This window comes from Bacillus sp. NPDC060175, assembly GCF_042728695.1.
Taxonomy (GTDB): domain Bacteria; phylum Bacillota; class Bacilli; order Bacillales; family Bacillaceae_G; genus Bacillus_A.
The window spans coordinates 1-23548 of the sequence record NZ_JBHWYR010000012.1; the positions used below are offsets into that span (position 1 = coordinate 1).

Genomic DNA, 23548 nt, shown 5'->3' on the forward strand with positions numbered 1-23548 from the left:
TAATAAATATAGAAACAAAAATTTATGAGCAAGGAAGTTGAAGAACATGACATTGACAATGGGCTTTATTGGATTTGGAAAATCAGCTAACCGTTATCACCTACCTTATGTGAAAATACGTGAAAATATAAAAGTAAAAACGATTTTTGCCCGCAATATTAATGAAGAATTAGCAGATCCATATCAGAAAAAAGGTGTTTACTTCACCACTGATTTGGACGAATTGTTGAATGACAAAGAAATTCAAGTAGTGACGATCTGCACGCCAGCGCATACGCATTACGAATTGGCGAAAAAAGTTATACTTGCTGGGAAATCGGTTATCGTTGAAAAACCATTTTGCGATACAGTAGAACATGCTAAGGAATTATTATCTTTAGGACGAGAAAAAGGTGTAGTAGTTATGCCGTATCAAAACCGTCGTTTTGATGGTGATTTCTTAGCTGTTAAGCAAGTTGTGGAACAAGGATTCCTTGGTGATATTGTTGAGGTTGAATCGCACATTGATTATTTCCGTCCTGGTTCAATCACTCATGAAGGTACAAAAGAAGAAGGTTCATTCTACAGTTTAGGTATTCATACGATGGACCGCATGATTTCACTATTCGGCCGTCCGGATATAGTGACATACGATATTCGTAATAATGAAGTGGAAGGTGCGGTGGATAACTATTTCGATGTTGGTCTACATTACGGAAATCAGCTGAAAATTAAACTGAAAACCAACCATGTTGTAGCGAAAGATTATCCACGCTTTATCGTTCATGGAACAAATGGATCATTTATTAAATACGGTGAAGATCAGCAGGAAAATGATCTGAAAGCGGGTATTATGCCTGAGAGTTCAGGATTTGGTGAAGATTCGCCGATGTACTATGGAGTTGCTAAATATCGAAATGCAAACGGTGACTGGATTGAAAAACAAATTAAAACGCCGCTTGGCGATTACGGTCGTTTCTATGATGCGGCGTATGAAACAATCGTAAATGGTGCACCAAAACTTGTGAAAGACGAAGAAGCGGTAACGAATATTGAAATCTTGGAAAACGGATTTGCTGCACCATCACCTTCAGTTTACAAACTTGAAGCTTTAAATTTGAATGAATAGAAGGTAGTTAAGCATAAAAGGAGGTAGGGAAGTGACAAGTGGATCAACTCAAGTAAAATACCTCGGCATTTATCAAAAAATTAAACAGCAAATTTTAGACGCTGAATATAAAATCAACGAAAAAATTCCGAGTAGCCCTATCCTTGCTGAAGAATTTGGCGTTTCAGTTCTTACTATTAAAAAGGCGTTGGACTTGTTAGTAAGAGACGGCTACATTATTCGCCGGCGCGGAAGTGGAACAGTGGTTCAAGATTGGCGTCAGCAGGAAAAGGCACGAATGATTCAAACCTTAACAGGTACGAAAGCAGTTTACGGTAGTGAGGTAGAAAGTAAAATTATCGAGTTTACAATTGTAGGTGCCGATGAAATAGTTGCTGAAAAATTGAGGATTTCCGTCGGTGATTTTGTCTATAAAATCATTCGCCTCCGCATCATTCACAGCATTCCGACGATTATGGAGCATACATGGATGCCAATTTCGGTCATCCCAGGTGTTGAAGCTTCAGTTTTAGAGGAGTCGATATACTCGCACATTCAAAATAAACTTGGGCTAGAAGTGGGAACATCCGTTGTCAGGGTCAAGGGAATTCGCCCAGATGATAGGGAAAAGCAATTTATGAACTTAACAAATCAGGATTTTCTAATGCGAGTCGAACAAGTGGCCTACTTGACGGACGGACGCACCTTCGAGTATTCTTACGCCGATCATCTGCCAGAAACCTTTGAATTTGAAACAGTCATTACCGCAAAAAATTATAAAGAGACATAAAAAAACGGTTGAGGCAAGTATTGTCTCGACCGTTTTTTATGTCTTCGATAGAATTTACACATATTGAGGAACAGCTATTATTCATCAGCTGTAATAAGCATAGAAGTGTTCCCATTTTTTTCGAGATGACCTTCTCCCCAAGCGCAAAGTGAATCTAGTATTGCTCCTAAAGACGAACCGTAATTAGTTAGAGAATACTCCACTTTTGGTGGTACTTGGTCATATATTTTTCTTTGGATTACATCGTCTTCTTCTAGTTCACGTAATTGCTGTGTTAGCATTTTTTGTGTAATACCAGGCATTAAACGTTTTAATTCGCTCGTTCTTTTTGTTCCTTTCTTTAAATGACAAAGGATAACAACTTTCCACTTTCCACCAATAACTTCTAAAGTCGCTTCTACAGGAATATTGTATGTCTTCATCAAAAAACCTCCTTTGATGAATTTAGATTTCAGTTTTGGGGCTACATACGTTTTCGTACTAAAATATTTCTTTTTAGTGCCTATAAAACTTTAAAGTGCGTACTATTTATTGTGCTAAATATATTTCATAATAACCGATGTAAGAGGGAAGTAAGTAGAACTGCACTAGAAAATTCATATGTTACTTTTTAGTACCTATAATACTTTAAAGTGCGTATTTTTTATTATGCTAAATATATTCCATAATTGCACATGTAAGCGAGAAATGAATAACATGTACTTTAAAATGCATTTAGAATTGGTTAGCGTAACACTATGGGAGCATTCACACAAAAGAAAACGATTTGTTACGTTAATAGAATTAATCCAAGACTTAACAGTTGATTAATAGAACTGTAAAGTTTAAAATTACAGTATGGTTTTTAGAAGTGAGTTGTCATCATTTGTAAAATGTAGATACATTAATTTTATTAAAGTATCATTTTAAAAGGAAACGGATAGTTAAGATAAATTAAACATTGCCGAATAAATAACATTACGTGAATTTGATTCTAAACTGTAATTTTTTTTAATACATTTTAATAGCACATATTTGAAATAAGTGTACATTTGATAAAAAGCATTAAAGGAGTGTGTAAAATATGGTGATTCTATATACAACAGCAAGCTGTGGTTCATGCCGAAAAGCAAAAGCGTGGCTTGAGGAGCATCAAATTGATTATATTGAAAAAAACATCGTATCAAATTCTATGACGGCTGATGAACTTAAATCAATTCTTCGTTTAACTGAAGAAGGGGCTACTGAAATTATTTCAACTAGATCCAAAACTTTTCAGGAATTAAATATAAATATCGAGGCGCTTTCGCTTAATGAATTTTATAAATTAATAATTGAGTATCCTCAAATGTTGCGCCGCCCAATTATGCTGGATGAGAAAAGATTACAGATTGGTTTTAATGAGGAAGAAATTCGTAAATTTTTACCACGTAGCGTTCGAACATTTTTGAACATCGAATTGCAAAAGTTGGCTAATTAATAAGTAATATTTCTTAAGGGAAATTTTTTGAAAGGAGGAAGCAAGAGATGATTGAAGTATGCGTTACAGTTAATTATAAAAATAGAAATTATCAAACAAATGTTATTGTGAGCAAAGATACGATCTGGACAAAAATTGAACAATTGGCAGAAGAGCAAGTCAAGAAACAGTGGAATCTTTAAATTTATTTTACGCTTAAAGAGCTAAATGAAGTAATGGAACATAGATGAGCTCCGATAGAATACAAAGAAATTTATTTCTTCATGGTAAGAATTATTTATATATTTTAACGTTTGACAAACTTATCTGTAATATTTATGGTTACAGTATGTTGAAAAGTGATTAGTAATTTATATCGTAGGAGGAAGACTATGAACAGTGACTTTACCTTGGCCATTCACAGTTTAACTTATTTAGCTCTACAGCCAGACCGGATGTCAACAAGTAATGCTATTTCAGAAAGTGCCGGTGTTCACCCAGTACGCATCCGCAAAGTGCTAAGTTTGTTAAAAAAACATAAGTTTATACAATCAAAAGAGGGGATTGGTGGAGGATTTATTTTTGCTCGAGATTTAAGTGAAGTTAGTCTTTGGAATATTTATCAAATAACCTCAGAAGGTGCTTTGCAACCTAAATGTCCAGAATCGAATGACCAGTGTATTGTAGGTTCGAATATGCGAAAAGTCCTTTTTACTATTTTCTTAGGTGCTGAAGAACATCTAGGTGAATATTTAAAGAACTATACAATGAAAGAAGTTGTGGATCTTATTAATCAAGAACGATGAGCAGTTTGATTGTTATATAGCTGTGAAGTTCTTAACGTTTAAATGTAATAAAAAACAGTACAGTTTGGTTTTTATATCTTGTTTGCCGTCACTAAAAAATGAGAAGTTATTCTATTTTATTAATACTAAAATCATTTGTAAGAAGGTGAAAAAGTATGATGTCAAATAATAATCCTGTTTTAGAAGTAGGAGATTGGGTTCGAGGAATATCAAGGGAGGGTGAATTAATAACTGGTTATATTGAATCATTTGATACCCTAGGAGAATTAGTGAAGGTAATGGTTATTAGATGTGACAACGAAGACACGATAAGCAAAACAATTTCAATTTTAAGTAAACACGTTAAAAAACTCCCTGAATCAAAGGCAATAAACAAGGAGCAAATCCTTTTTCTGATAGATCTGGCATTAGTAACCGGAGATGAAGAATGGTTTATCGGCCTTTCTTCAAAATTAAACGCGATAAAAGAGCTAGTTAATTTTCACGACTAGCAACAAAAAAGCCACCTTTCACATAAGGTGGTTTTTTCGGTACTCACATGAGCAAAACTTAGTATCTTTTCACAAGTTCATTGTAGCGCTGTAAAAAATACAAACACCTTAATATATTTTAATTAGTCACGTCTAAATGGACCTTTTGGAGCAATAAGCTCTAAATTAGTACCATCTGGATCACGGAAGTAGGCAACTCCTGTACCAAATCTAGATTTCAAGCCATCTTCTTCTTGAAAGACAATTGGCGCGCCATCTGGTTGTACCCCAATTGCTTTTAGACGTTCTACAGCGGCATCAATATCTTCTACTTCAAAACAAAGATGCATTGCACTAATTTAATCATTTGAGTAACATGCTTTATCTGATTTAGGGACAATATACTCTAAAATATCGATGTTCAAATTGTCTAAGTGAAGGTTGGTATATTTAATACGAGTATCTTCAAGTCCTTGGGTCTGCGCCATTCTCTTTCCGTCAATTTCATCGATGTTTGATATTTTCTTACCTGTTAATGCTTCATAAAAAACGATAGATTTTTCTAAATTATTTACAATAATTCCAACGTGATTTACTTATGAGAAGCCTGCTGTTTTTTCACTTATCTTAGTTGCCTCCTATTTTTTTAGGTGATGTAATTGTGAAAGTTATAAAAATGGACCTTAAATGATAACATGACAAATAAGTTTTTTTGAAAATTTATTCTTTTCATCAATGTTTTACTGTAATTAAAATGAGCCTTTAATAGAAGTTCTATTCTAAGTCTTTTGTAACAAGGCAGGAAAGAGTGTGTGCATGAAATCGTAACTTATGTAAATGTATCGTGGAAGAGTGTTTTTCGAACAGAAAAGAATCTAATACCGACTAGGTTCTTTTTGTTTCACTTGATAAAAAACTCCATAGATGAATTTGGATGGCGGTCATTGAGTGAAAAAAGTTTAATATTTAAAATATTAATGTTTAGTACATACATTTTTAAAGTGTTAAATATATTTCATAATAGTCTCTGTAAGAGGGGGATAAGTAGGAAAGTACTTTAAAGTACGTACTTTTTATTGTGTTGAATTTAATTAATAATAACACCTGTAATAAGAAAACGAGCTTTACGATATTAGTTACTAACGATGTTACAGCAGTTTATTTAGATTCAGAATAATTGAAAGGTTGTACTATAGAACCTAATAATTCCTAAAAATGCCGGTGCGGCATAAAACAGTTATGGAGGTTAAGGATATGAGTACTTCAAATATGAGTGAAATAAGTAAACAAATTTTAATAGAGGAGGAAACTCTTCAATTTTCCTCTTTTACAAATGAAGATGCCTTGCAATTAGGTTTATTTATCGTTGAAACAGCAAAGCGAGAGGGGAAATTGATTGCTGTTGATATAACAAAAAATGGTGTGCAATTATTTCATTTCAAGATGACAGGGACAACTGAGGAAAATACGAAATGGATTGAGCGTAAAAAACGGGTCGTTTCCCTGCATAATCATAGCTCGTATTATATGCAGATACAAAGTGAAATAACTGGAATCTCATATAATGAAAAATATCTTTTAGATGCTTCAGAATACGCTGCGTTTGGGGGATGCTTTCCTATCCAAATAAAAAACGTAGGGGTTATTGGGATGATAACAGTCTCAGGATTACCACCAGAAGTAGATCATGAATTGGTAATAAGAGCAGTTAAAAATCATTTGAAGCAATAATGGAATTCATTTTAATGGTCAAATAAAAAAGGCAAAAACGAACATATTCCTGTTCGTTTTTGCCTTTTTATTATTTGTTTCCTGTAATGAGCAAGGACGTATTCCCATTCTTTTCGAGATGACATTCCTAAAAAAGTACAAAGAGAAGCTAGTATGGACTCTAGAGGCCAACCGTAATTAGTTAAGTAATATTCTATTTTCGGTTGTACGCTATTCTTTGGATTATACCGTCTTCTTCTAATAAATAGACAAAACTCTGAAATAGATTACGGAATAAAAACTCTTTAATTCGAGATGTTTTTCTTGACGATAATAATATATGTAGTTAATATACTAGATGTAAAATAATTTAATTACTAAAAGTAATTAAATTATTTTATGTAAGTTAAAATGGATAAGTATGATGTGGTAGAAATGCTTTGAATTGCCACTATTAATATTGGGGACAATTAGAAAGCGAAAGGTATAAAAGAATTGAAATTTGATAACTCTTTGTTTTTTATAAAAAGAAAAGAGTTAGAAGATAAGAAGAAGCAAGAATGAATCAACAAGAGTATGAGCTTCTGTACAATTCATTTTTAATATAGTGACAATGATTATACACCATGAGGGGGACTGAAATTGGGATCAATGACCTTTGTTTTATTTGGAGCGACAGGGGACTTAGCTAAAAGAAAAATTTACCCCGCACTATATAACTTATATAGAGATCAAAAGCTTCCAAAGCAAATATCCGTTATCGGGCTTGGAAGACGTCAAGTATCTCATGAAGATTTTCAAGAAAGAATAAAAGAATCAATAGAGACGTTTTCTCGTCATAGGGAAGAAGGTACTCCAGAACTAGAAGGTTTTTTAGATAATTTTCGCTATTGTCCATTAGATGTGAGTAAGCCAGAAGACTATGAGAGGTTATTACAAGTCGTTCGTGAAAGGGAAGAAGAACTACATATAAAAGGTAATAGAATGTTCTATCTTTCAGTTGCACCTGAATTTTTCGAGACAATTGCTTTAAATATTAAGGAAAGCGGACTTGATAAAACGGATGGATGGAAACGCCTGATGATTGAAAAACCATTTGGGCACGATCTCAAATCTGCTCGTGAGCTTAATGATAAGCTTAGTCGAACGTTTGAAGAAGACGAGATATACCGTATTGATCATTATTTAGGTAAACCGATGATTCAAAACATTGAAGCACTAGAATTTGCAAATCCTGTTCTCCAATCAATTTGGAATAAAGAACATATAGCGAATGTACAAATAACAGCTAGTGAAACTGTTGGGGTCGAAGAAAGGGCAGGCTATTATGATCACGCAGGAGCCATTCGTGATATGGTTCAAAATCATATGTTACAAATATTAATGATGACTGCTATGAATCTTCCGGAAAAGGTTAATGCATCTGAAATTCGAGAGGGAAAACGAAAGGTAATGGAGACACTTCGTAAAGTGAAAAAAGAAGACGTTCAGAACCATATCATTCGCGGTCAATACTCTTTGGGAGAGATAAAGGGACAACAAGTTATAGCGTATAAAGAGGAGCCAGGAGTAAATCCTTCTTCTAACATAGACACATTTGTTGCTGCACGCTTATGGATCGATAATCCGTTTTGGACTGGCGTTCCATTTTATATACGAACAGGAAAAAGAATGAAAGAAAAGTCTACTCGTATTGTAATTGAATTTAAAAATACGTTAAAACAGCAATATCAAGATAATAATCCAAATGCAGAACCTAACTTATTAATAATTGAAATTAGCCCAGGTGAGAATGTTTCATTACAGTTAAATAGTAAAAATCCATTGAAAAATGGAGAGATTGAACCAATCCGTATTAACTTTACTTGCGAGCAAGCGGATGTGGGAGTACCTGAAGCGTATGAAAGACTTATCCATGATGCTGTGAGTGGAGACGCTACATTCTTTGCACATTGGAGAGAAGTTGAATTGTCATGGGAATGGGTACAACCAATTCTCGAAGCATTCGAGGAAAACTTATTGCCACTTCATGAATATGAGTCTGGTTCATATGGTCCAGATGCGGCTAATGCACTGTTACAAGAAAGTGAATTTAAATGGTGGTTAGATCAAAAAACGGAAAAATAAGTACATTCTTTAATGAAGGTATTTAGGGGGACAATTACTATGGCACAAAACATAAATCAATTAGCAGTGAATACACTTCGTACGTTATCGATTGATGCTATTAATGCGGCAAATTCAGGTCATCCAGGTCTTCCAATGGGAGCAGCACCGATGGCTTATGCATTATGGGCGAATCATTTAAATTACAATCCTAGTCACCCAGAATGGTTTAACCGTGATCGTTTCGTTTTATCGGCGGGACATGGATCTAGTCTATTATATAGCCTACTTCATTTAGCTGGATATGACGTTTCAATTGATGACTTGAAAAGTTTCAGAAAGTTAAATAGTAAAACACCAGGACATCCTGAATTTGGTCATACTCCTGGAGTTGAAGCGACTACAGGACCGTTAGGACAAGGGATTGCCAATGCTGTCGGAATGGCAATGGCAGAAGCTCATTTAGCAGCGAAGTTTAATAAGAATGGTCACTCTATTATAGATCACAATACGTACGCTTTAGTTGGAGATGGTGATTTAATGGAGGGTGTCTCTTATGAAGCGATGTCAATGGCAGGACATATGAAACTTGGTAAGTTAATTGTACTGTATGATTCAAATGAAATTTCACTTGATGGTGAATTAGGCATTGCTTTCTCTGAAGATATTCAGAAAAGGGCAGAATCTGTACATTGGCAATATGTAAGAGTTGAAGATGGAACCGATGTCGATGCTATTACAAAAGCCATTCAATTAGCGAAAGAAAATATGGATCAACCTACTCTTATAGAAATTAGAACAATTATAGGTTATGGAAGTCCAAAAGTTGCTGGAACAAATAAAGCGCATGGTAACCCGCTTGGAGTAGAAGAGGCGACAGCGACAAAACAAGTGTATGGTTGGCATTATGAGGAAGATTTCTTTGTACCTGAAGAAGTGAAAGCTCATTTTAATGAACTGAAACAAAAAGGTATTGAAAAAGATAACGACTGGAATGAGCAGTTTAACTTATACAGAGAAGTGAACCCTGCACTAGCGGATGAATTAGAAAAAGCGATTACAGGTGAGGTTTTAATCGAAGCGAATGATATTCTATCCTTTGATACTGAAAAAACAATTTCAACTCGTGTTGCAAGTGGGGAAGCTATTAATCATTATGTGAAATCGATTCCTTCTATTTTCGGTGGAAGTGCGGATCTTTCGCATTCTACTATGACAGATATGAAAGGTGAAGCAGTGTACGCAGTAGAATCGTTTGCTGGCCGAAATATATACTTCGGTGTACGTGAACATGCAATGGGAGCGGCAGCGAATGGGCTGGCACTTCATGGAGGAGTAAAACCTTTCGTGAGTACATTCTTTGTATTTAATGATTATCTTCGTCCATCAATTCGACTTGCTGCATTGCAAAAGTTACCTGTTACTTATGTATTTACACATGATTCGATTGCTGTAGGAGAAGATGGTCCAACTCATGAACCAATTGAACAATTGGCAGCTCTTCGGGCAATTCCTGGTCTAACAGTTATCCGCCCATCAGATGCAAATGAAACAGCGAGTGCTTGGGCCTATGCTTTACAGCAAACGGATGGCCCAGTCGTTTTAGTACTTAGCCGTCAAAATTTACCGGTGTTTGATGAAACGAAAGCGAATATAGAGAATCTTTCTAAAGGAGCTTATGTATTAACACAAACAAATGAAAATCCGGATGTGATTTTAATTGCGACAGGTTCTGAAGTATCATTGGCTGTTAGTGCGAAAGCAAAATTAGAAGAAGAACATGTTTCTGTTCGTATCGTTGCAATGCCGAGCTGGGAGTTATTTGATCGTCAATCGCAAGAATATAAAGAATCGGTTCTTCCGTCTTCTGTAACAAAACGAGTATCTCTTGAGATGGGTGTATCTCTCGGTTGGGAGCGTTATGTAGGCCAAGAAGGAAAAGTATTATCAATTGAAACATTTGGAGCTTCAGGAACTGGAGCTGAAGTCATGAATCTATTTGGATTTACGGCAGAAAATGTTGTTCACATTACACAAAATGTATTGAATTCTTAAGCTATGACTGTGAATACCTTTCTAGATTTATCGATACTGAAAGGTATTCAAAATCGTAGTGATATGGATTTTTAATAAAAGATAATCTGAGGAGGAATTATATTATGCAAGTAGGATTAATTGGTTTAGGTAAAATGGGATTAAACTTAGGGAAAAATTTAATTGATCATAAACATGAAGTAGCAGCATTTGATTTAAATACGAGCGCAGTAGAAGAAATGAAAGAGTATGGGGCTACAGGTACATCTAGTTTAAGTGAACTTGTTCAGTCATTAGAATCACCAAGAATTCTTTGGGTTATGGTTCCGCATGCTGTTGTTGATTCTGTTATTGATGAGGTTACACCATTGCTTTCAAAAGGAGATATTTTAATTGAAGCGGGTAATTCACATTATAAAGAGTCTATTCGCCGATATGAGCAATTAAAGAAAGATGGCATTCACTTTATGGATGCAGGAACTTCTGGCGGAATGGAAGGCGCTCGTAATGGTGCTTGTTACATGATCGGAGGAGATCAAGAAGCTTGGGAAATCGTTGAACCTATCTTCCGCGATACAGCTGTAGAAAATGGATTCTTATATGCTGGAAAAGCTGGTAGTGGTCACTTCTTAAAAATGGTTCACAATGGAATTGAATACGGTATGATGGCTGCTATTGGTGAAGGATTTGAGATTCTAGAGAAAAGTGAATTTGATTACGATTATGAAAAAGTATCAAGAGTATGGAACAACGGTTCAGTAATTCGCTCTTGGTTAATGGAATTAACTGAAAATGCATTTTCTAAAGATGCAAAACTTGATGAAATTAAGGGCGTTATGCATTCTTCTGGTGAAGGGAAATGGACAGTAGAAACAGCATTAGACCTTCAAACAGCAACGCCTGTTATCGCAATGTCTCTATTAATGCGCTACCGCTCATTAGACAATGATACATTTACAGGGAAAGTTGTAGCAGCTCTGCGCAATGAATTTGGCGGACATGCAGTAGAAAAGAAATAAAGTGAAACTTTAATCAGTGGGGGTTCTTTATCCACCACTGATTATTAGCCTTCACCAATCGGGCTTTTACGGGAAGCCCGACCCCCACCTAACTTCTTTGCTTCGCTGAATTTTGAGGTGGGGGTCTTACTGCCCGGCAAATAGCGGGATAGGCATCCTAAACATGTAACTCATCAACGTTTAAAAACTGGAGGGAATTAATCATGAAGTTTTTTATTGATACTGCAAATCTTGAGGACATAAAAAAAGCATATAAACTTGGAGTTTTAGCTGGTGTTACAACGAATCCTTCTTTAGTAGCAAAAGAGGGCGTTAAGTTTGAAGACCGTATCGCAGAAATTTGTCAGGCAGTACCTAAAGTTGAGTCTGTTTCGGCAGAAGTAACGCCAGATGCTGTTACAGCTGAAGAAATGATTGCTCAAGCAGAAGAATTAATTAAAATTAACGGTGGCGATAAAAACGTCACGATAAAACTTCCGATGACGTTAGCAGGATTAGAAGCTTGTCGCTATCTTACTGAAAAAGGTGTGAAAACGAACGTTACACTTATTTTCACTGTGAACCAAGCTCTTTTAGCGGCCCGAGCAGGTGCAACGTACGTTTCTCCATTTTTAGGACGTTTAGATGATATTTCTGAAGATGGTGTACTATTAGTTGCTAAAATTGCTGAATTATTCGATATTCATCAATTAGATACACAAATTATTGCGGCTTCTGTCAGACACCCAGATCATGTAACTCGTGTAGCGATGGCAGGTGCTCACATTGCAACAATTCCTTATAAAGTAATTGAACAACTTGCTATGCACCCATTAACAGACCAAGGTATTGAAAAGTTTGCTGCGGATTGGGCAAAAGCGCCTAAATTATAATGAAGTGAAGTTTTCAATTGCTTTTTCACGAGAGGGCCACTCTCTATGTAACTTCATCCTTTAAAATTAATCTAGAGTTTGGCATCTTATTACGTGAAAACGGCAATATAATAAAGAAACGATTCATTTTCAAAATAGCACAATAGATAGGAAAAGGCCCCCCTTATGAGAGTAAAGTTTGTTAAAACGTAATTCTCATAAGGGCGAGTCTTTTTTCGTATAAATTATGGTGCTCTCAAGTATGTATATGTAAATATCCTTCTCACTTAAGGAAGAACTTTGTGGGTGCTCTTTTGTTATAGGAATATTTTGAAAGGGGTTACATAGTGAACTCGAAATATATGATTGGTGTAGATATTGGGACAACTAGTACAAAATCAGTTTTGTTTTCGATTGATGGGTCTGTTATTGCAAGCCACGGGATTGAATATCCTTTATATTCTCCAGCACCAGAAATAGCAGAACAAGATCCAGAAGAGATTTTTCAAGCAGTGATACATACGATTAAAGAAGCTATACAATCAAGTGATGTACAACCGATTGATATTCTTTGTGTTTCCTTTAGTTCGGCAATGCATAGCGTCATCGCTGTAGACGAAGAGGGGACTCCATTAACGAGATGTATCACTTGGGCAGATAATAGAAGCGCAAGCTGGGCGGAGAAAATAAAGAATGATATGAATGGTCATGAAATTTATTTGCGTACTGGCACACCAATTCATCCGATGTCACCACTTTCGAAATTAGTTTGGCTACAGAATGAGCAGGCAGAATTATTTGCAAAAAGTTATAAATTCATTTCGATCAAAGAATATGTTTTTTATAAGTTATATAAGGAATATGTAATTGATTATTCAATAGCATCGGCAACAGGAATGTTTAATTTGAAATCTTTAAAATGGGATGAAGAGGCTCTACATGTTGCAGGAATTACAGATGAAAAGCTTTCTAAGCTTGTTCCAACAACGCACAGCTTAATAGGATTAGATGAAGAACTTGCAAAAGAGATGAATGTACTTGTTTCTACGCCTTTTGTAGTAGGGGCGAGTGATGGAGTACTATCCAATTTAGGTGTAAATGCAATAGATCCTGGGGTTGTTGCGGTTACAATCGGTACAAGTGGTGCGATACGTGCTGTAACAAATCGTCCTGTAACAGATCCAAAAGGTAGAATTTTTTGTTATGCCCTAACTGAAGACCATTGGGTAATCGGTGGACCTGTTAATAACGGTGGCATGATTTTCAGATGGGCTCGTGACCAATTAGGCACTTCAGAGATTGAACTTGCAAAGCGCTTAGGAAAAGATCCATATGAAGTGCTTACTGAAATAGCAGGAAAAGTGAATCCGGGGTCCGATGGTTTATTATTTCATCCGTATTTAGCAGGGGAAAGAGCTCCTTTATGGAATGCAAATGCGCGAGGATCTTTCTTTGGACTTGGATTGCATCATAAGAAAGAACATCTTATCCGTGCTGTTTTAGAAGGGGTAATTTATAACTTATATACCGTTCTTCTCGCTTTAAAAGAGCTAATTGGCGAACCGAAAAAAATTCAAGCGACAGGTGGTTTTGCAAGGTCGGAACTTTGGAGACAGATGATGGCGGATATTTTTCATCAAGATGTATATGTTCCTGAAAGTTTCGAAAGCTCTTGCTTAGGAGCTGCTATCCTTGGTTTATATAGCTTAGGTGAAGTAAATACATTAGACGTAGTTGCTGAAATGGTAGGTGCAAATTTCTATCATGAGCCAAATATGGAAAGTGTGAAAAAATATAAAGATTTAACGCCGATTTATATTCGTTTGTCCCGTCATTTAGAAGAAGAATATGAAAGTATAGCAGCTTATCAAAAAAAATGGGTTTAAAGGCTATTTAGCAAGAAAATATGGTAACGTATAAAGAGGTACTCCGATTTTTTAGGATATTCTTTCAATATAAATAGTTTAAGGCTACTTAGTAAGAAGTATGATGAACAAAAACTATAGGGAGAGGGTTATGAAAATGAAGGATAACAAAGAGTTTATTGGATATGTTGGAACTTACACGAAAGAAAATAGTGAAGGAATATATAAGTTTACTTTAAACACAGAAGCGAAAAGAATTAGTAATGTAACACTTGCGGCCAAGCTGGATAATCCTACATATGTAACGATTAACCGAAATAATGAATATCTCTATTCTGTTGTTAAAGAAGGAGAAACTGGTGGTGTAGCTGCTTATTCAATTGATAGTCATACTGGAGAACTTCAGGCAAAAAACAGACAAGTAGTAGAAGGGGCTTCTCCTTGTCATATTAGTGTTGATAGTGGAAATCATACGGTAGTTACAGCGAATTACCATAAAGGAACGATTGAGTCTTTCGTAGTAAATGAAAAAAATGGAACTGTAAATCCTGCCGCATCTATTATGGTACATGAAGGTTCAGGTCCAAATAAAGAAAGACAAGAAAAACCACATGCACATTACGCGGGATATACTCCTGATGAAAAATATGTGGTGGGTGTTGATTTAGGAATTGATAAATTAATTACATATGAAATAAAAGATAGTGCATTAACAGAAGTGAATAGCTTATCTGTAAATCCAGGAAGTGGTCCGAGGCATATTACTTTTCATCCAAATGGAAAATACGCCTATGTGATGACTGAGCTGAGTTCAGAGGTTATTGTGTTAACATATAATTCAGAGGAAGGGGCTTTTACAGAATTACAGTATATTTCTACTGTTCCAGAAGAATTTGATGGAAACAGTCAAGGGAGTGCTATTCATATTTCTTCTGACGGCCGTTTTGTGTATGCAGCTAATCGTGGTCATAATAGTATCGCTGTTTTCAGTGTGGATCAAAACTCAGGCCAGCTTACATTCGTTGAACATACATCCACAGAAGGGAATTGGCCAAGGGACTTTGTATTAGATCCTACTGAAAAGTTCCTTGTTGCTACAAATGAAAAGTCACATAATCTTGTACTATTTTCAAGAAATGAATCTACAGGAAAGTTAACACTTTTACAATCTGATGTTGTTGTACCAGAGCCTGTGTGTGTTAAGTTTTTAAATGTTTAACTTGAGTTGTTTATTCATGTTCTTCGTATGGAAGAATTAGGATGCGGTCACTTATAACACCCTTTTCAAAAAATAAGGTGAGGAATGCCTTTTCTTAGTGTACATAATAAATCGTTATGTGGTATATATGGAAACCGCAGGTATATTTGCAAAAAATAAAAGCACCCATTTTAGGGTGCTTTTACAACTTATAGACTATTCATCATGTCTCCAATTACTGTTATTTTTAAAAGTGTAATATCAGGATAATTTAATCAAATTAATTGATGCTGCAAGTTTTCGACCATCACAAGTGTCTATAACTTCATCTAATACATTTCTCAATTGAACAGTAGCATTAGCTGGGATGAACACAATAGCACCACCAGAAACAGTGGCACAAACATTGCGATCAGCTTCGTTATCAGTAACGCCAAATCGCGTTTGATTATTGGGAACTTCCACCCCGTTTATGAATATCCCCAAATCCCTGTCACCGCCAGGAACACCGGGATCATAATTCACACTTACATAATATTCAATATAATATGCCCCAGCTTGAACAACATGGATAGTCACTCCATCAGGATCTAGATTTAATCCACCAGCTGTCTGCCCAGTAGCATTCCAAGGCATAGGCTGGTTGCTGACTAATGTGACAAAGTTAGTCTGATAAAAATTACCGAAAGCCGGTGAAAATACACTTGGTGCTCCCTCGATAACAACCTTCTGTACGCATGTTTTGCATTCTTTATGACATCTACAGTTACAGTGTCTATGTCCGCACTTCTTACAACGTTCAGACAAAAAAACATCTCCCATCTTATCAATTAGCTATTAGTATGAGCTATTAGTAATATATTAAGCTTTTTACAAATACGAAACGGATGCTTGTCCTAGGAGATTTGAATTATTTATAAAAAGCATCATATAATCGACACTGTTTCTGTTCAAACTAACGGACGTACAGAGGGCGGTCCTGACCACTTCCCATGCATTGGTGTAAAAGGTTCAGGTATGGGCATACAAGGTATTCACAAGAGTCTTGAGTCTATGACACGTGAAAAAGTAACTGTATTAAACTTAGTTTAATATTATAAGAAGAAGTGCTTTTTTATTGTTTCTTTTTCGGTCTACGTACTAATTCGCCGCCGCAGTTTGGACAAACGTTTTGTCTTTCTTCTGTACATGGTGCGCAAAATGTACATTCATATACGCAAATGTATGCTTCAGAATTTGACTCGAGCGATTGATCGCAAATTTGACAGTTGGTTTTCATTTCTAATGCCATAGTAATCCTCCTTGTTATTTGAAAGTTCTTAATTTAATTATAATTGATAGTGTAGTGGAAGTCTTTTTTTATTGAAAAGAAATAAAAGGATTATGTTGTTGTTTGAAATGAAATATGTCCGTTTATTTTAAATTTGATAATTTACTATAGTTGGATTATTATGGAATAGTTGAAAGGCAACTGGGGGTATATATTTTGACTAATAATAACGATTATTTTCATGTAGAAGAGGATGTAAATCACAATAGTTTAAAAGCAGACTGTGAAAAGTGTTTTGGTTTATGCTGTGTAGCATTACCGTTCGCAGCGTCAGTAGATTTCGCAGTGAATAAAGATGGTGGTAAACCATGTTCCAATTTACAATCAGATTATAAATGTAGTATACATAAAAATCTTAGAGGAAATGGTTATAAAGGCTGTACAGTATTTGAATGTTTCGGTGCTGGGCAGAAGATTTCTCAAGTTACGTTTAAAGGGATTGGTTGGCGGGAAGATGCTAAGCATGCAAGGAAAATGTACGATGCTTTTCCGGTTATGCATCAGCTTCATGAAATGCTTTGGTATTTGAATGAGGCGATTATTTTAAAGGCGACGCAAACAATTCATCATGAGCTTAGTAAAGCGATTGAAGAGACGGAACGCCTTTCGAATTTAAGTGTAGATGAGTTAATGAAAGTAAATGTGCCATTACACCGAGCGGAAGTGAATGTTCTCCTTCTGGAAACGAGTGAACTAGTCTGGAAGGAAATGAATTCTACAAGTAAGAAAAGGATTAGTCACCGAGGGGCAGACCTAATGGGAGCGAATCTAAAAAAGAGAGATTTACAAGGAGCCAATTTAAGAGGGGCTTATTTAATTGCGGCTAACCTTAATGGTACAGACTTACGCGGAGCTGATCTCATTGGAGCAGATTTGCGTGATGCAGATATTAGAGGAGCAGATTTTACGAATAGTATTTTTCTTACGCAAGTCCAAATTAATGCGGCGAAAGGGGATAAACATACGAAATTGCCGAAATTGTTGTCCCGTCCCGCGCATTGGAGTGCGTAAGGAGTGAGGAGTAGTTAGTGTGGATATATTTCAGTATTTAGAAGAGATGCAAGAGGATATATTTTCGTTATCAGTAGAGTAAATAGAAGTGAAGTATTATGATATTTGTAGCATGTTAGCATCAGGTATGCATGCCGAGCGAATTAAATTGATTCAATTAGATTCATACGAAAAGAGTATGAGAATAGGTTTGAGAGAAACATTAGCAGTTGCTGAAAGTGAAGAAGCAAAGGCAATTTATTTTGAGTATGATCTCGAGAATGAATGGGATAGTCAGTTTTATATTTGTGAGGAATATGTTCCACTTGAAGAAGAGGATGATGATTGGGCATCTGAATGGACATATGATATAGAGGGGCCGAGGTCTGTAGAATTAGCGGATATGTATGCTGAAAATGGTTTTGATACAAATGAAAAAGCAATCGGTATAACTTTATATTTAATTGCAAGAACAGTATGTAGTTTTATGCGTGTATGTAGTGAAGTGCAAAGCAATATACCAATTTGTATTGGATTCCATGATCAAGATCCAATAATACGAACAGGAAGAGACTAAGTCTCTTCCTGTTTTTTATACTACGTTCGCTTTTCAAACGTAGTAATGATAACACTGCATATAATAAGAATACCACCAATGAAAAAGTTACTGCTTAACGTCTCGTTTAATAAGAGCCAGCCAAGTATTGAACCAACGATAGGTTGGAAGAAGAAAAACAATGAACCTATGCTTGCGTCCATTAATTCTAATCCTTTATTCCAAAGGAAAAATGCACCTGCCGTTGAGACGATTCCTAAATATAATATGCCTAATATTACGTACGTATTTATTGCTTCGATAGAGGTTGATTGTAATTCCCATATCATAAAAGGTGTAATGAAAAAGAGTGAAAAGAATATCGCATACGTTGTAATAACTAAAGATGAAAATCGGGCTGAAGCGATTTTTACATAAATGGACAGTAAAGCCCATGTAATAGCAGCCCCAACTAAAATAATTGTACCGATAAAATAGGAGCCAATTTCAATATCCCATCCGATTACGATAATGACACCAATTGTCGCTATTATAGTAGATAAAAGTCTACGAGCAGTTAGTTTTTCTTTTAAAATGAGCGCTGCAAATATAACCATAAATGCAGGTGTAGCTGATGTTACTAAAGAGCCTGTATGAGCGTCGGATAATTTTGTACCGATGAATTGACATGTAATCGAAATGAAATATCCGATAAATCCAATCCAAGCGAATAGTAGCCAATCTTTTTTGGAAATGGTTACTTTTTTCTTTTGTTTTTTCTCAGCTATTTTTAAAATCATATATAAAACAACGAAAGCGATAATAAAGCGTAGCCAAACGAGTGTAAGTGGTGGGATATAATCGAGTACATATTTGCTAACGACGTACATACCACCCCAAATACTTGCAGCTAGTGATAAGCATATAGCTCCTAAAATTGTTTGTTTCATTTGAAGTACCTCCGTCTATTTTTAGGGTTATGACATATTCCCTAAGACGAGGCATAATGCACTTGTTATATGAATGCCCGTCTTAGTTTATAGACGGCCTACAGGTTGATCGTTTTCGAATGAAGTGTTGTAGTACATATGCATATTCCTCCTTCTGCTTTTATAATAATATTATAACTTAATCTTCAGTTTATTGAAGGGTTTATGCGATATATTGTTATGCAACTGTATGTTAGTCATTATATGAAGTGGATTTTTCAGGAAAACAGGTAGGTGGTTTAAATCAAAAGGATGGTTACTAAAGCAAACATTGATTAATAGTAGAAAAACATATTTTTAATATAAGAGAAACCTTTTACATAACTGATAAGTATATTAAGAGTAGGATGAAAAAGTAGATTGATAGAGAAAGAGGAGGAGATTTATATTACTACAACCGTTATATCTCACTTTTACAATGAGGAGTATTTATTGCCGTGGTGGCTTATGCATCATACGAAACTGTTTGATCATGGCATTTTAATTAATAAAGGTTCAACAGATCGTTCTGTTGAGATTTGTAAAAAATTCGCACCACATTGGGAAGTGCGAGATTCTGCACATCCAGAATTTGATGCGTTAGCAACTGACCGTGAAGTAATGCATGTAGAACAAGAATTAAAAGGTTGGAAAATGATTTTAAATACGACCGAGTTTCTTTGTGTTCAAGATAAAAAACAATTTTGGAAATCGCTTAATGAAATGGGAGGAAAGATGTACTGGCTGGAAGGGCTTATCATGGTCGATAATCCTGACTATAGTTATCCAGAACTTAGGTATGATATGCCTTTAATGAAACAGCGATTTCACGGTTACTTACCGGAAGATTGGAGATTATGGAGAAGAGGTAGATTCATTCATAATAATGAACATGGAAGTTACACTGTTGGAAGGCATTTAACTGCACATAAATTTATGAATTACCCACCTCTTGCTTGTATTGCATGGTTTGGATTTAGTCCTTGGAATGACGCGATGAGGAAGAGAAAATTACAAATTGGTCCGACTCTTTCTGAAGGTAGTAAGCATGCAGGAATGGGGACGCACCATATTATTACGCCTGAAAGATTGGAAGAATGGTATAAGGAATTAGCGAGAGGTACGAAGGATTTACGTTTTAGTGATGCGTATCGTCATGCTTTTTTATAAATGATTCCCACCATAAAATTGTTTCTTCAATTCCAGTATTTAGATCGTATGTTGGTTTCCAGTTTACTTCAGTTTTTAAACGTTCCACATTAACGCCGACGAATAAAGGTTCATCTTTCGGGAAAGGGATAGCACCTAGTTTAATTAAATTTTCTTTTCCGATTTTTTTAGCAATGATCGAAGCTAATTCTTTAATTTGTACAGATTGACCAGATGCGATATTTATTGAACCTGTAACGTTGCAGTTTAATAATGTTACGAGAGCGTCAGCGACGTCACTCACATGGAGAAAGTCTCTTGATTGTTTTCCGTGTGTACATAGTGCTTCCTCGTTTTTAAATAAGGAGTTGATAATGTTAGAAACGAGCCGATTACCTTGTTCGTAAGGGCCATACATATGAAAAATTCGGCCCCAACAAATGCTGAGACTGGTTTGTTGTGCATACGTTTGTAGCCAGGAGTGCAGTGCATTTTTACATAATGAATACGGGGTTTTATAGGAAAGAAGCGGTGAATCTTCAAATAATACGCCATTAAACCATTCATACTCCGCACCAGTACCTGCAACGACGACGCGCTTTCCACCGCATGCTGTGAAGTGTTGGATTAAAGAAATACTGGACTGGAGCCAATAATAATTATTGATGGATACATAGCATTTGGGCGGCACTGCTTCCCAAGCTAAATGAACAAGGTGACTAGGCTTAATGTCGTATATGAGTTTTCTTACTTCTTCATCGCAAAGCAAGTTTACTTTATGCCAATGGCAGGAAAGGTGAGAAGGCTTATTTTTATTATAAGTGGCGTGAACTTCATAACCCTTTTGTATAAGTGAATGTACAATATATTTACCAATCCATCCACTACCGCCTGTTACAAGGATTTTTTTCATAGTTCGATCACCTCAACTTCTGGAACCGTCACTAAAAATTTACCGCCCCATTCACGAATGAAAGAGCATTCCTTCATAATTTCGTCTTTCAAATTCCAAGGAAGTATAAGAATATAATCAGGTTTTGTACGTTTCATTTCTTCTGGAGATTTTATTGGAATACGAGTTCCTGGTAAAAGGAGATTTTGTTTATGAGGATTTTTGTCTACCGTATAAGCTAGAAATTCTTTTCCTATCCCGCAATAATTTAAAAGGGTGTTTCCTTTAGCGGGAGCGCCGTAGCCGATAACTTCTTTGTTTAAAGCTTTTGCTTCGATAAAAAACTTCAAAATATCTATTTTTAATTGCTCCACTTGTTTCGAAAAAAGGAGATAGCGATCTAATGTATCTAGTCCGTGATCGACTTCTTTTTGGATTAATTTTGTAACATTGGAATGGATAGTGGATTGGGCACTTAGATGGTTTATAAAAATACGCAATGAACCACCGTGCGTTGAAAGTTCTTCTACATCAACAATTTGTAAATGATGATGAGCTAAAATTTTTTGGAGACTTATAAGTGAAAAGTAGGAGAAGTGCTCATGATAGATTGTATCAAATTGTTTAAAGGAAATGAGATTTAATAGGTGAGGAAATTCAATTGTAATGGTGCCATCTTGTTTTAATAATGTTTTTAGGCCAGCGACAAAATCATGTAAGTTTGGAACATGTGCTAACACGTTATTTGCGATGATTAAATCCGCTTGTGGAAGCTCTTTTGCTAAGTCATTTCTGAAAAAGTTTACATTCGTAGGAATTCCTTTTTGGATAGCGATTTCCGCTACATTTTTTGCTGGCTCAATTCCTAACGTATTGATATTTTCTTTTTGAAAGTATTGCAATAAATACCCATCGTTACTTGCGATTTCAATTACCTGCGAATGTTTCGTTAAATGGAACCGCTCAATTGCCATTTCTACGTATTGTTTCGCGTGCTGTAGCCAACTTGAGGAGTAAGAACTGAAGTATAAATAGTCGTGAAAAATATTGTGAGGAGATTCAAATTCATCTAACTGTACAAGTAAACAAGAGCTACAAACAAATGTATGAAGTGGATAAAAAGGTTCCATTTTATATGAGTTTTCTGGAGCTACAAATGAGTTAGCGAGAGGAGAAACGCCTAAATCTATAAAAGTATCCTTTAGCAATGAGTCGCAAAAACGGCATGTTTTTTGTTCCATTTTATAGCCACCTTATAAATTTTTGAATGCATCGATTTGTTCTCTTGTGAAGGATTCTATGTTTTCGCCTGCTGCATATTTTTTGTACCATTCAACAGTCCAAGCAATAGAGTTTTCTGTGGATAGCTTAGGAGTCCAACCGAGCTTACTTATAGCCTTTGTACTATCGAGTGTTAAAATAGGTGATTCATAAGGAGTATTTGTAGTGGGAGAAAGGATTGTTAGTGGTTTATTCCATAATTTTATTACAGATTGGATGACATCATGAACGCTTCTGTTAGGTTCATTAATTGGTCCGAAATTCCATCCTTCTGCATACTCAGTGTGATGCCAAAGTTTCTCAGCTAGAAGGATATAACCATGTAAAGGATCTAATACGTGTTGCCACGGGCGAATGGCGTTTTTGTTTCTAATACTTAATGTATCATTCTGTAAATACGCACGAATGATATCTGGAAATAATCGGTTTTCTGCCCAATCACCACCACCGATTACGTTACCTGCCCTTACAGAAGCAAGTGAAGTAGTATTCGTGTGAAAGAAAGATTTGTGATAAGATGTTGCAACTAATTCAGCGCAAGCTTTGCTAGCGCTGTATGGGTCATAGCCACCTAAACGATCGGCTTCTACAAATGCTCGATCGCCACTCCCATCATTTTCATAGCATTTATCACTTGTAACATTAATAATGACACGTACGCTTTCGACGTGTTTTGCTGCTTCTAATACGTGAACAGTACCTAAAACATTCGTTTTAAATGTATCAATAGGTTTTTCATAGGAAGAGGTAACGAGTGGCTGAGCAGCTAAATGGAAAATTATATCTGGTTGGTACTGTTTGATAGCATGTAATAATACATCGTAATTTGTAATATCACCTTTCACTGTAGTGCACTCTTTTGCTACGTTACATTGTTCGAAAAGATACGGGAGTGATGGAGGGTGAGAAGAATAACCGATTACTTCTGCGCCTAAAGAAGTTAAAAAAAGGGTGAGCCATGAGCCTTTAAAGCCAGTATGTCCTGTAATAAATACTTTTTTCTTATTCCAAAAAGATAATGAAGTCATA

General features: G+C 35.8%; 23 protein-coding genes and 3 pseudogenes. 17 read left to right on the forward strand and 9 right to left on the reverse strand.

Annotated features, from left to right (window positions below; genetic code table 11):
- The first annotated feature begins 46 nt into the window (after positions 1–46).
- Both ACFWDE_RS08705 and ACFWDE_RS08710 read left to right on the forward strand, forming a co-directional pair.
- Entirely contained in the window at positions 47–1108 is a 1062-nt protein-coding gene (locus tag ACFWDE_RS08705; RefSeq protein WP_377891546.1) for an oxidoreductase, read from the forward strand.
- Positions 1109–1139: 31 nt separating this feature from the next.
- A complete protein-coding gene (locus ACFWDE_RS08710) occupies positions 1140–1877 on the forward strand; it encodes a GntR family transcriptional regulator (protein WP_377891548.1) in 738 nt (245 codons plus the stop codon).
- 77 nt (positions 1878–1954) lie between these two features.
- On the opposite strand, the gene ACFWDE_RS08715 is transcribed toward ACFWDE_RS08710, so the two are convergent.
- Positions 1955–2299, reverse strand: coding sequence for a winged helix-turn-helix transcriptional regulator (locus tag ACFWDE_RS08715; protein WP_377891549.1), 345 nt, complete (start codon positions 2297–2299; stop codon positions 1955–1957).
- A gap of 641 nt (positions 2300–2940) precedes the next feature.
- On the opposite strand from ACFWDE_RS08715, the gene spxA reads away from it, so the two are divergent.
- The 4 genes from spxA (at position 2941) to ACFWDE_RS08735 (ending at position 4612) form a co-directional block, all read left to right on the forward strand.
- Positions 2941–3336: a transcriptional regulator SpxA gene (spxA, locus tag ACFWDE_RS08720; RefSeq protein ID WP_377891551.1), complete on the forward strand. Its 396-nt coding sequence runs from the start codon at positions 2941–2943 to the stop codon at positions 3334–3336.
- A 47-nt stretch (positions 3337–3383) separates the two neighbouring features.
- The gene (locus ACFWDE_RS08725) at positions 3384–3518 is read left to right on the forward strand and encodes a BA3454 family stress response protein (RefSeq protein WP_002146538.1); all 135 of its coding nucleotides are present in this window, start codon (positions 3384–3386) and stop codon (positions 3516–3518) included.
- Positions 3519–3707: 189 nt separating this feature from the next.
- Entirely contained in the window at positions 3708–4121 is a 414-nt protein-coding gene (gene saiR / locus ACFWDE_RS08730) for an Rrf2-family transcriptional regulator SaiR (RefSeq protein ID WP_002146539.1), read from the forward strand.
- A gap of 158 nt (positions 4122–4279) precedes the next feature.
- Positions 4280–4612 carry an IDEAL domain-containing protein gene (locus ACFWDE_RS08735; RefSeq protein ID WP_033718111.1) on the forward strand — a complete coding sequence of 111 codons (333 nt, stop codon included), beginning with the start codon at positions 4280–4282 and terminating at the stop codon, positions 4610–4612.
- 122 nt (positions 4613–4734) lie between these two features.
- On the opposite strand, the pseudogene ACFWDE_RS08740 reads toward ACFWDE_RS08735, so the two are convergent.
- Positions 4735–5172: pseudogene (locus tag ACFWDE_RS08740) on the reverse strand (VOC family protein).
- A 634-nt stretch (positions 5173–5806) separates the two neighbouring features.
- Here ACFWDE_RS08740 and ACFWDE_RS08745 point away from each other — a divergent pair.
- Entirely contained in the window at positions 5807–6322 is a 516-nt protein-coding gene (locus ACFWDE_RS08745; protein WP_377891554.1) for a heme-degrading domain-containing protein, read from the forward strand.
- Positions 6323–6392: 70 nt separating this feature from the next.
- On the opposite strand, the pseudogene ACFWDE_RS08750 reads toward ACFWDE_RS08745, so the two are convergent.
- Positions 6393–6563: pseudogene (locus ACFWDE_RS08750) on the reverse strand (winged helix-turn-helix transcriptional regulator); the annotation flags it as partial.
- A gap of 380 nt (positions 6564–6943) precedes the next feature.
- On the opposite strand from ACFWDE_RS08750, the gene zwf reads away from it, so the two are divergent.
- The 6 genes from zwf (at position 6944) to ACFWDE_RS08780 (ending at position 15395) form a co-directional block, all read left to right on the forward strand.
- The gene (zwf, locus tag ACFWDE_RS08755) at positions 6944–8428 is read left to right on the forward strand and encodes a glucose-6-phosphate dehydrogenase (protein ID WP_377891556.1); all 1485 of its coding nucleotides are present in this window, start codon (positions 6944–6946) and stop codon (positions 8426–8428) included.
- Positions 8429–8467: 39 nt separating this feature from the next.
- Positions 8468–10462, forward strand: coding sequence for a transketolase (gene tkt, locus ACFWDE_RS08760; protein ID WP_377891558.1), 1995 nt, complete (start codon positions 8468–8470; stop codon positions 10460–10462).
- 104 nt (positions 10463–10566) lie between these two features.
- Positions 10567–11460: a phosphogluconate dehydrogenase (NAD(+)-dependent, decarboxylating) gene (gene gnd, locus ACFWDE_RS08765; protein ID WP_016129964.1), complete on the forward strand. Its 894-nt coding sequence runs from the start codon at positions 10567–10569 to the stop codon at positions 11458–11460.
- Between the two features lie 203 nt (positions 11461–11663).
- Positions 11664–12332 carry a fructose-6-phosphate aldolase gene (fsa, locus tag ACFWDE_RS08770; protein WP_000667688.1) on the forward strand — a complete coding sequence of 223 codons (669 nt, stop codon included), beginning with the start codon at positions 11664–11666 and terminating at the stop codon, positions 12330–12332.
- Between the two features lie 341 nt (positions 12333–12673).
- Positions 12674–14197, forward strand: a complete 1524-nt coding sequence (gene gntK / locus ACFWDE_RS08775) for a gluconokinase (protein ID WP_377891693.1) — start codon at positions 12674–12676, stop codon at positions 14195–14197.
- Positions 14198–14327: 130 nt separating this feature from the next.
- Positions 14328–15395 (forward strand): lactonase family protein, encoded by a 1068-nt coding sequence (locus tag ACFWDE_RS08780; protein ID WP_483861747.1) that lies wholly within the window; start codon positions 14328–14330, stop codon positions 15393–15395.
- A gap of 240 nt (positions 15396–15635) precedes the next feature.
- Here ACFWDE_RS08780 and ACFWDE_RS08785 read toward each other — a convergent pair whose 3' ends face one another.
- Positions 15636–16181: a hypothetical protein gene (locus tag ACFWDE_RS08785; protein ID WP_377891561.1), complete on the reverse strand. Its 546-nt coding sequence runs from the start codon at positions 16179–16181 to the stop codon at positions 15636–15638.
- A 126-nt stretch (positions 16182–16307) separates the two neighbouring features.
- Here ACFWDE_RS08785 and ACFWDE_RS08790 point away from each other — a divergent pair.
- A pseudogene (locus tag ACFWDE_RS08790) lies at positions 16308–16466 on the forward strand (NADP-dependent glyceraldehyde-3-phosphate dehydrogenase); the annotation flags it as partial.
- A 22-nt stretch (positions 16467–16488) separates the two neighbouring features.
- On the opposite strand, the gene ACFWDE_RS08795 reads toward ACFWDE_RS08790, so the two are convergent.
- Positions 16489–16665: a DUF1272 domain-containing protein gene (locus tag ACFWDE_RS08795; RefSeq protein WP_002146550.1), complete on the reverse strand. Its 177-nt coding sequence runs from the start codon at positions 16663–16665 to the stop codon at positions 16489–16491.
- 195 nt (positions 16666–16860) lie between these two features.
- Here ACFWDE_RS08795 and ACFWDE_RS08800 point away from each other — a divergent pair, with 195 nt between their 5' ends.
- Both ACFWDE_RS08800 and ACFWDE_RS08805 read left to right on the forward strand, forming a co-directional pair.
- Positions 16861–17715 (forward strand): pentapeptide repeat-containing protein, encoded by an 855-nt coding sequence (locus ACFWDE_RS08800; protein ID WP_377891563.1) that lies wholly within the window; start codon positions 16861–16863, stop codon positions 17713–17715.
- Positions 17716–17797: 82 nt separating this feature from the next.
- The gene (locus tag ACFWDE_RS08805) at positions 17798–18271 is read left to right on the forward strand and encodes a hypothetical protein (RefSeq protein ID WP_377891699.1); all 474 of its coding nucleotides are present in this window, start codon (positions 17798–17800) and stop codon (positions 18269–18271) included.
- Between the two features lie 20 nt (positions 18272–18291).
- On the opposite strand, the gene ACFWDE_RS08810 is transcribed toward ACFWDE_RS08805, so the two are convergent.
- Complete coding sequence (locus ACFWDE_RS08810) at positions 18292–19179, reverse strand: DMT family transporter (protein ID WP_377891565.1); 888 nt, start codon at positions 19177–19179, stop codon at positions 18292–18294.
- A 399-nt stretch (positions 19180–19578) separates the two neighbouring features.
- On the opposite strand from ACFWDE_RS08810, the gene ACFWDE_RS08815 reads away from it, so the two are divergent.
- On the forward strand, positions 19579–20367 hold the full coding sequence (locus ACFWDE_RS08815; protein ID WP_377891567.1) for a glycosyltransferase family 2 protein: 789 nt from the start codon (positions 19579–19581) through the stop codon (positions 20365–20367).
- On the opposite strand, the gene ACFWDE_RS08820 is transcribed toward ACFWDE_RS08815, so the two are convergent.
- The 3 genes from ACFWDE_RS08820 to rfbG are packed head-to-tail and all read right to left on the reverse strand — an operon-like array spanning position 20336 to position 23547.
- Positions 20336–21259 (reverse strand): NAD-dependent epimerase/dehydratase family protein, encoded by a 924-nt coding sequence (locus ACFWDE_RS08820; protein WP_377891569.1) that lies wholly within the window; start codon positions 21257–21259, stop codon positions 20336–20338. The two genes, ACFWDE_RS08815 and ACFWDE_RS08820, sit on opposite strands and share 32 nt — an antisense overlap.
- Positions 21256–22479, reverse strand: coding sequence for a methyltransferase domain-containing protein (locus ACFWDE_RS08825; RefSeq protein WP_377891571.1), 1224 nt, complete (start codon positions 22477–22479; stop codon positions 21256–21258). Before ACFWDE_RS08825 ends, ACFWDE_RS08820 begins: the two co-directional genes overlap by 4 nt.
- A 12-nt stretch (positions 22480–22491) precedes the next feature.
- A complete protein-coding gene (gene rfbG / locus ACFWDE_RS08830; RefSeq protein ID WP_377891573.1) occupies positions 22492–23547 on the reverse strand; it encodes a CDP-glucose 4,6-dehydratase in 1056 nt (351 codons plus the stop codon).
- Position 23548 lies beyond the last annotated feature (1 nt).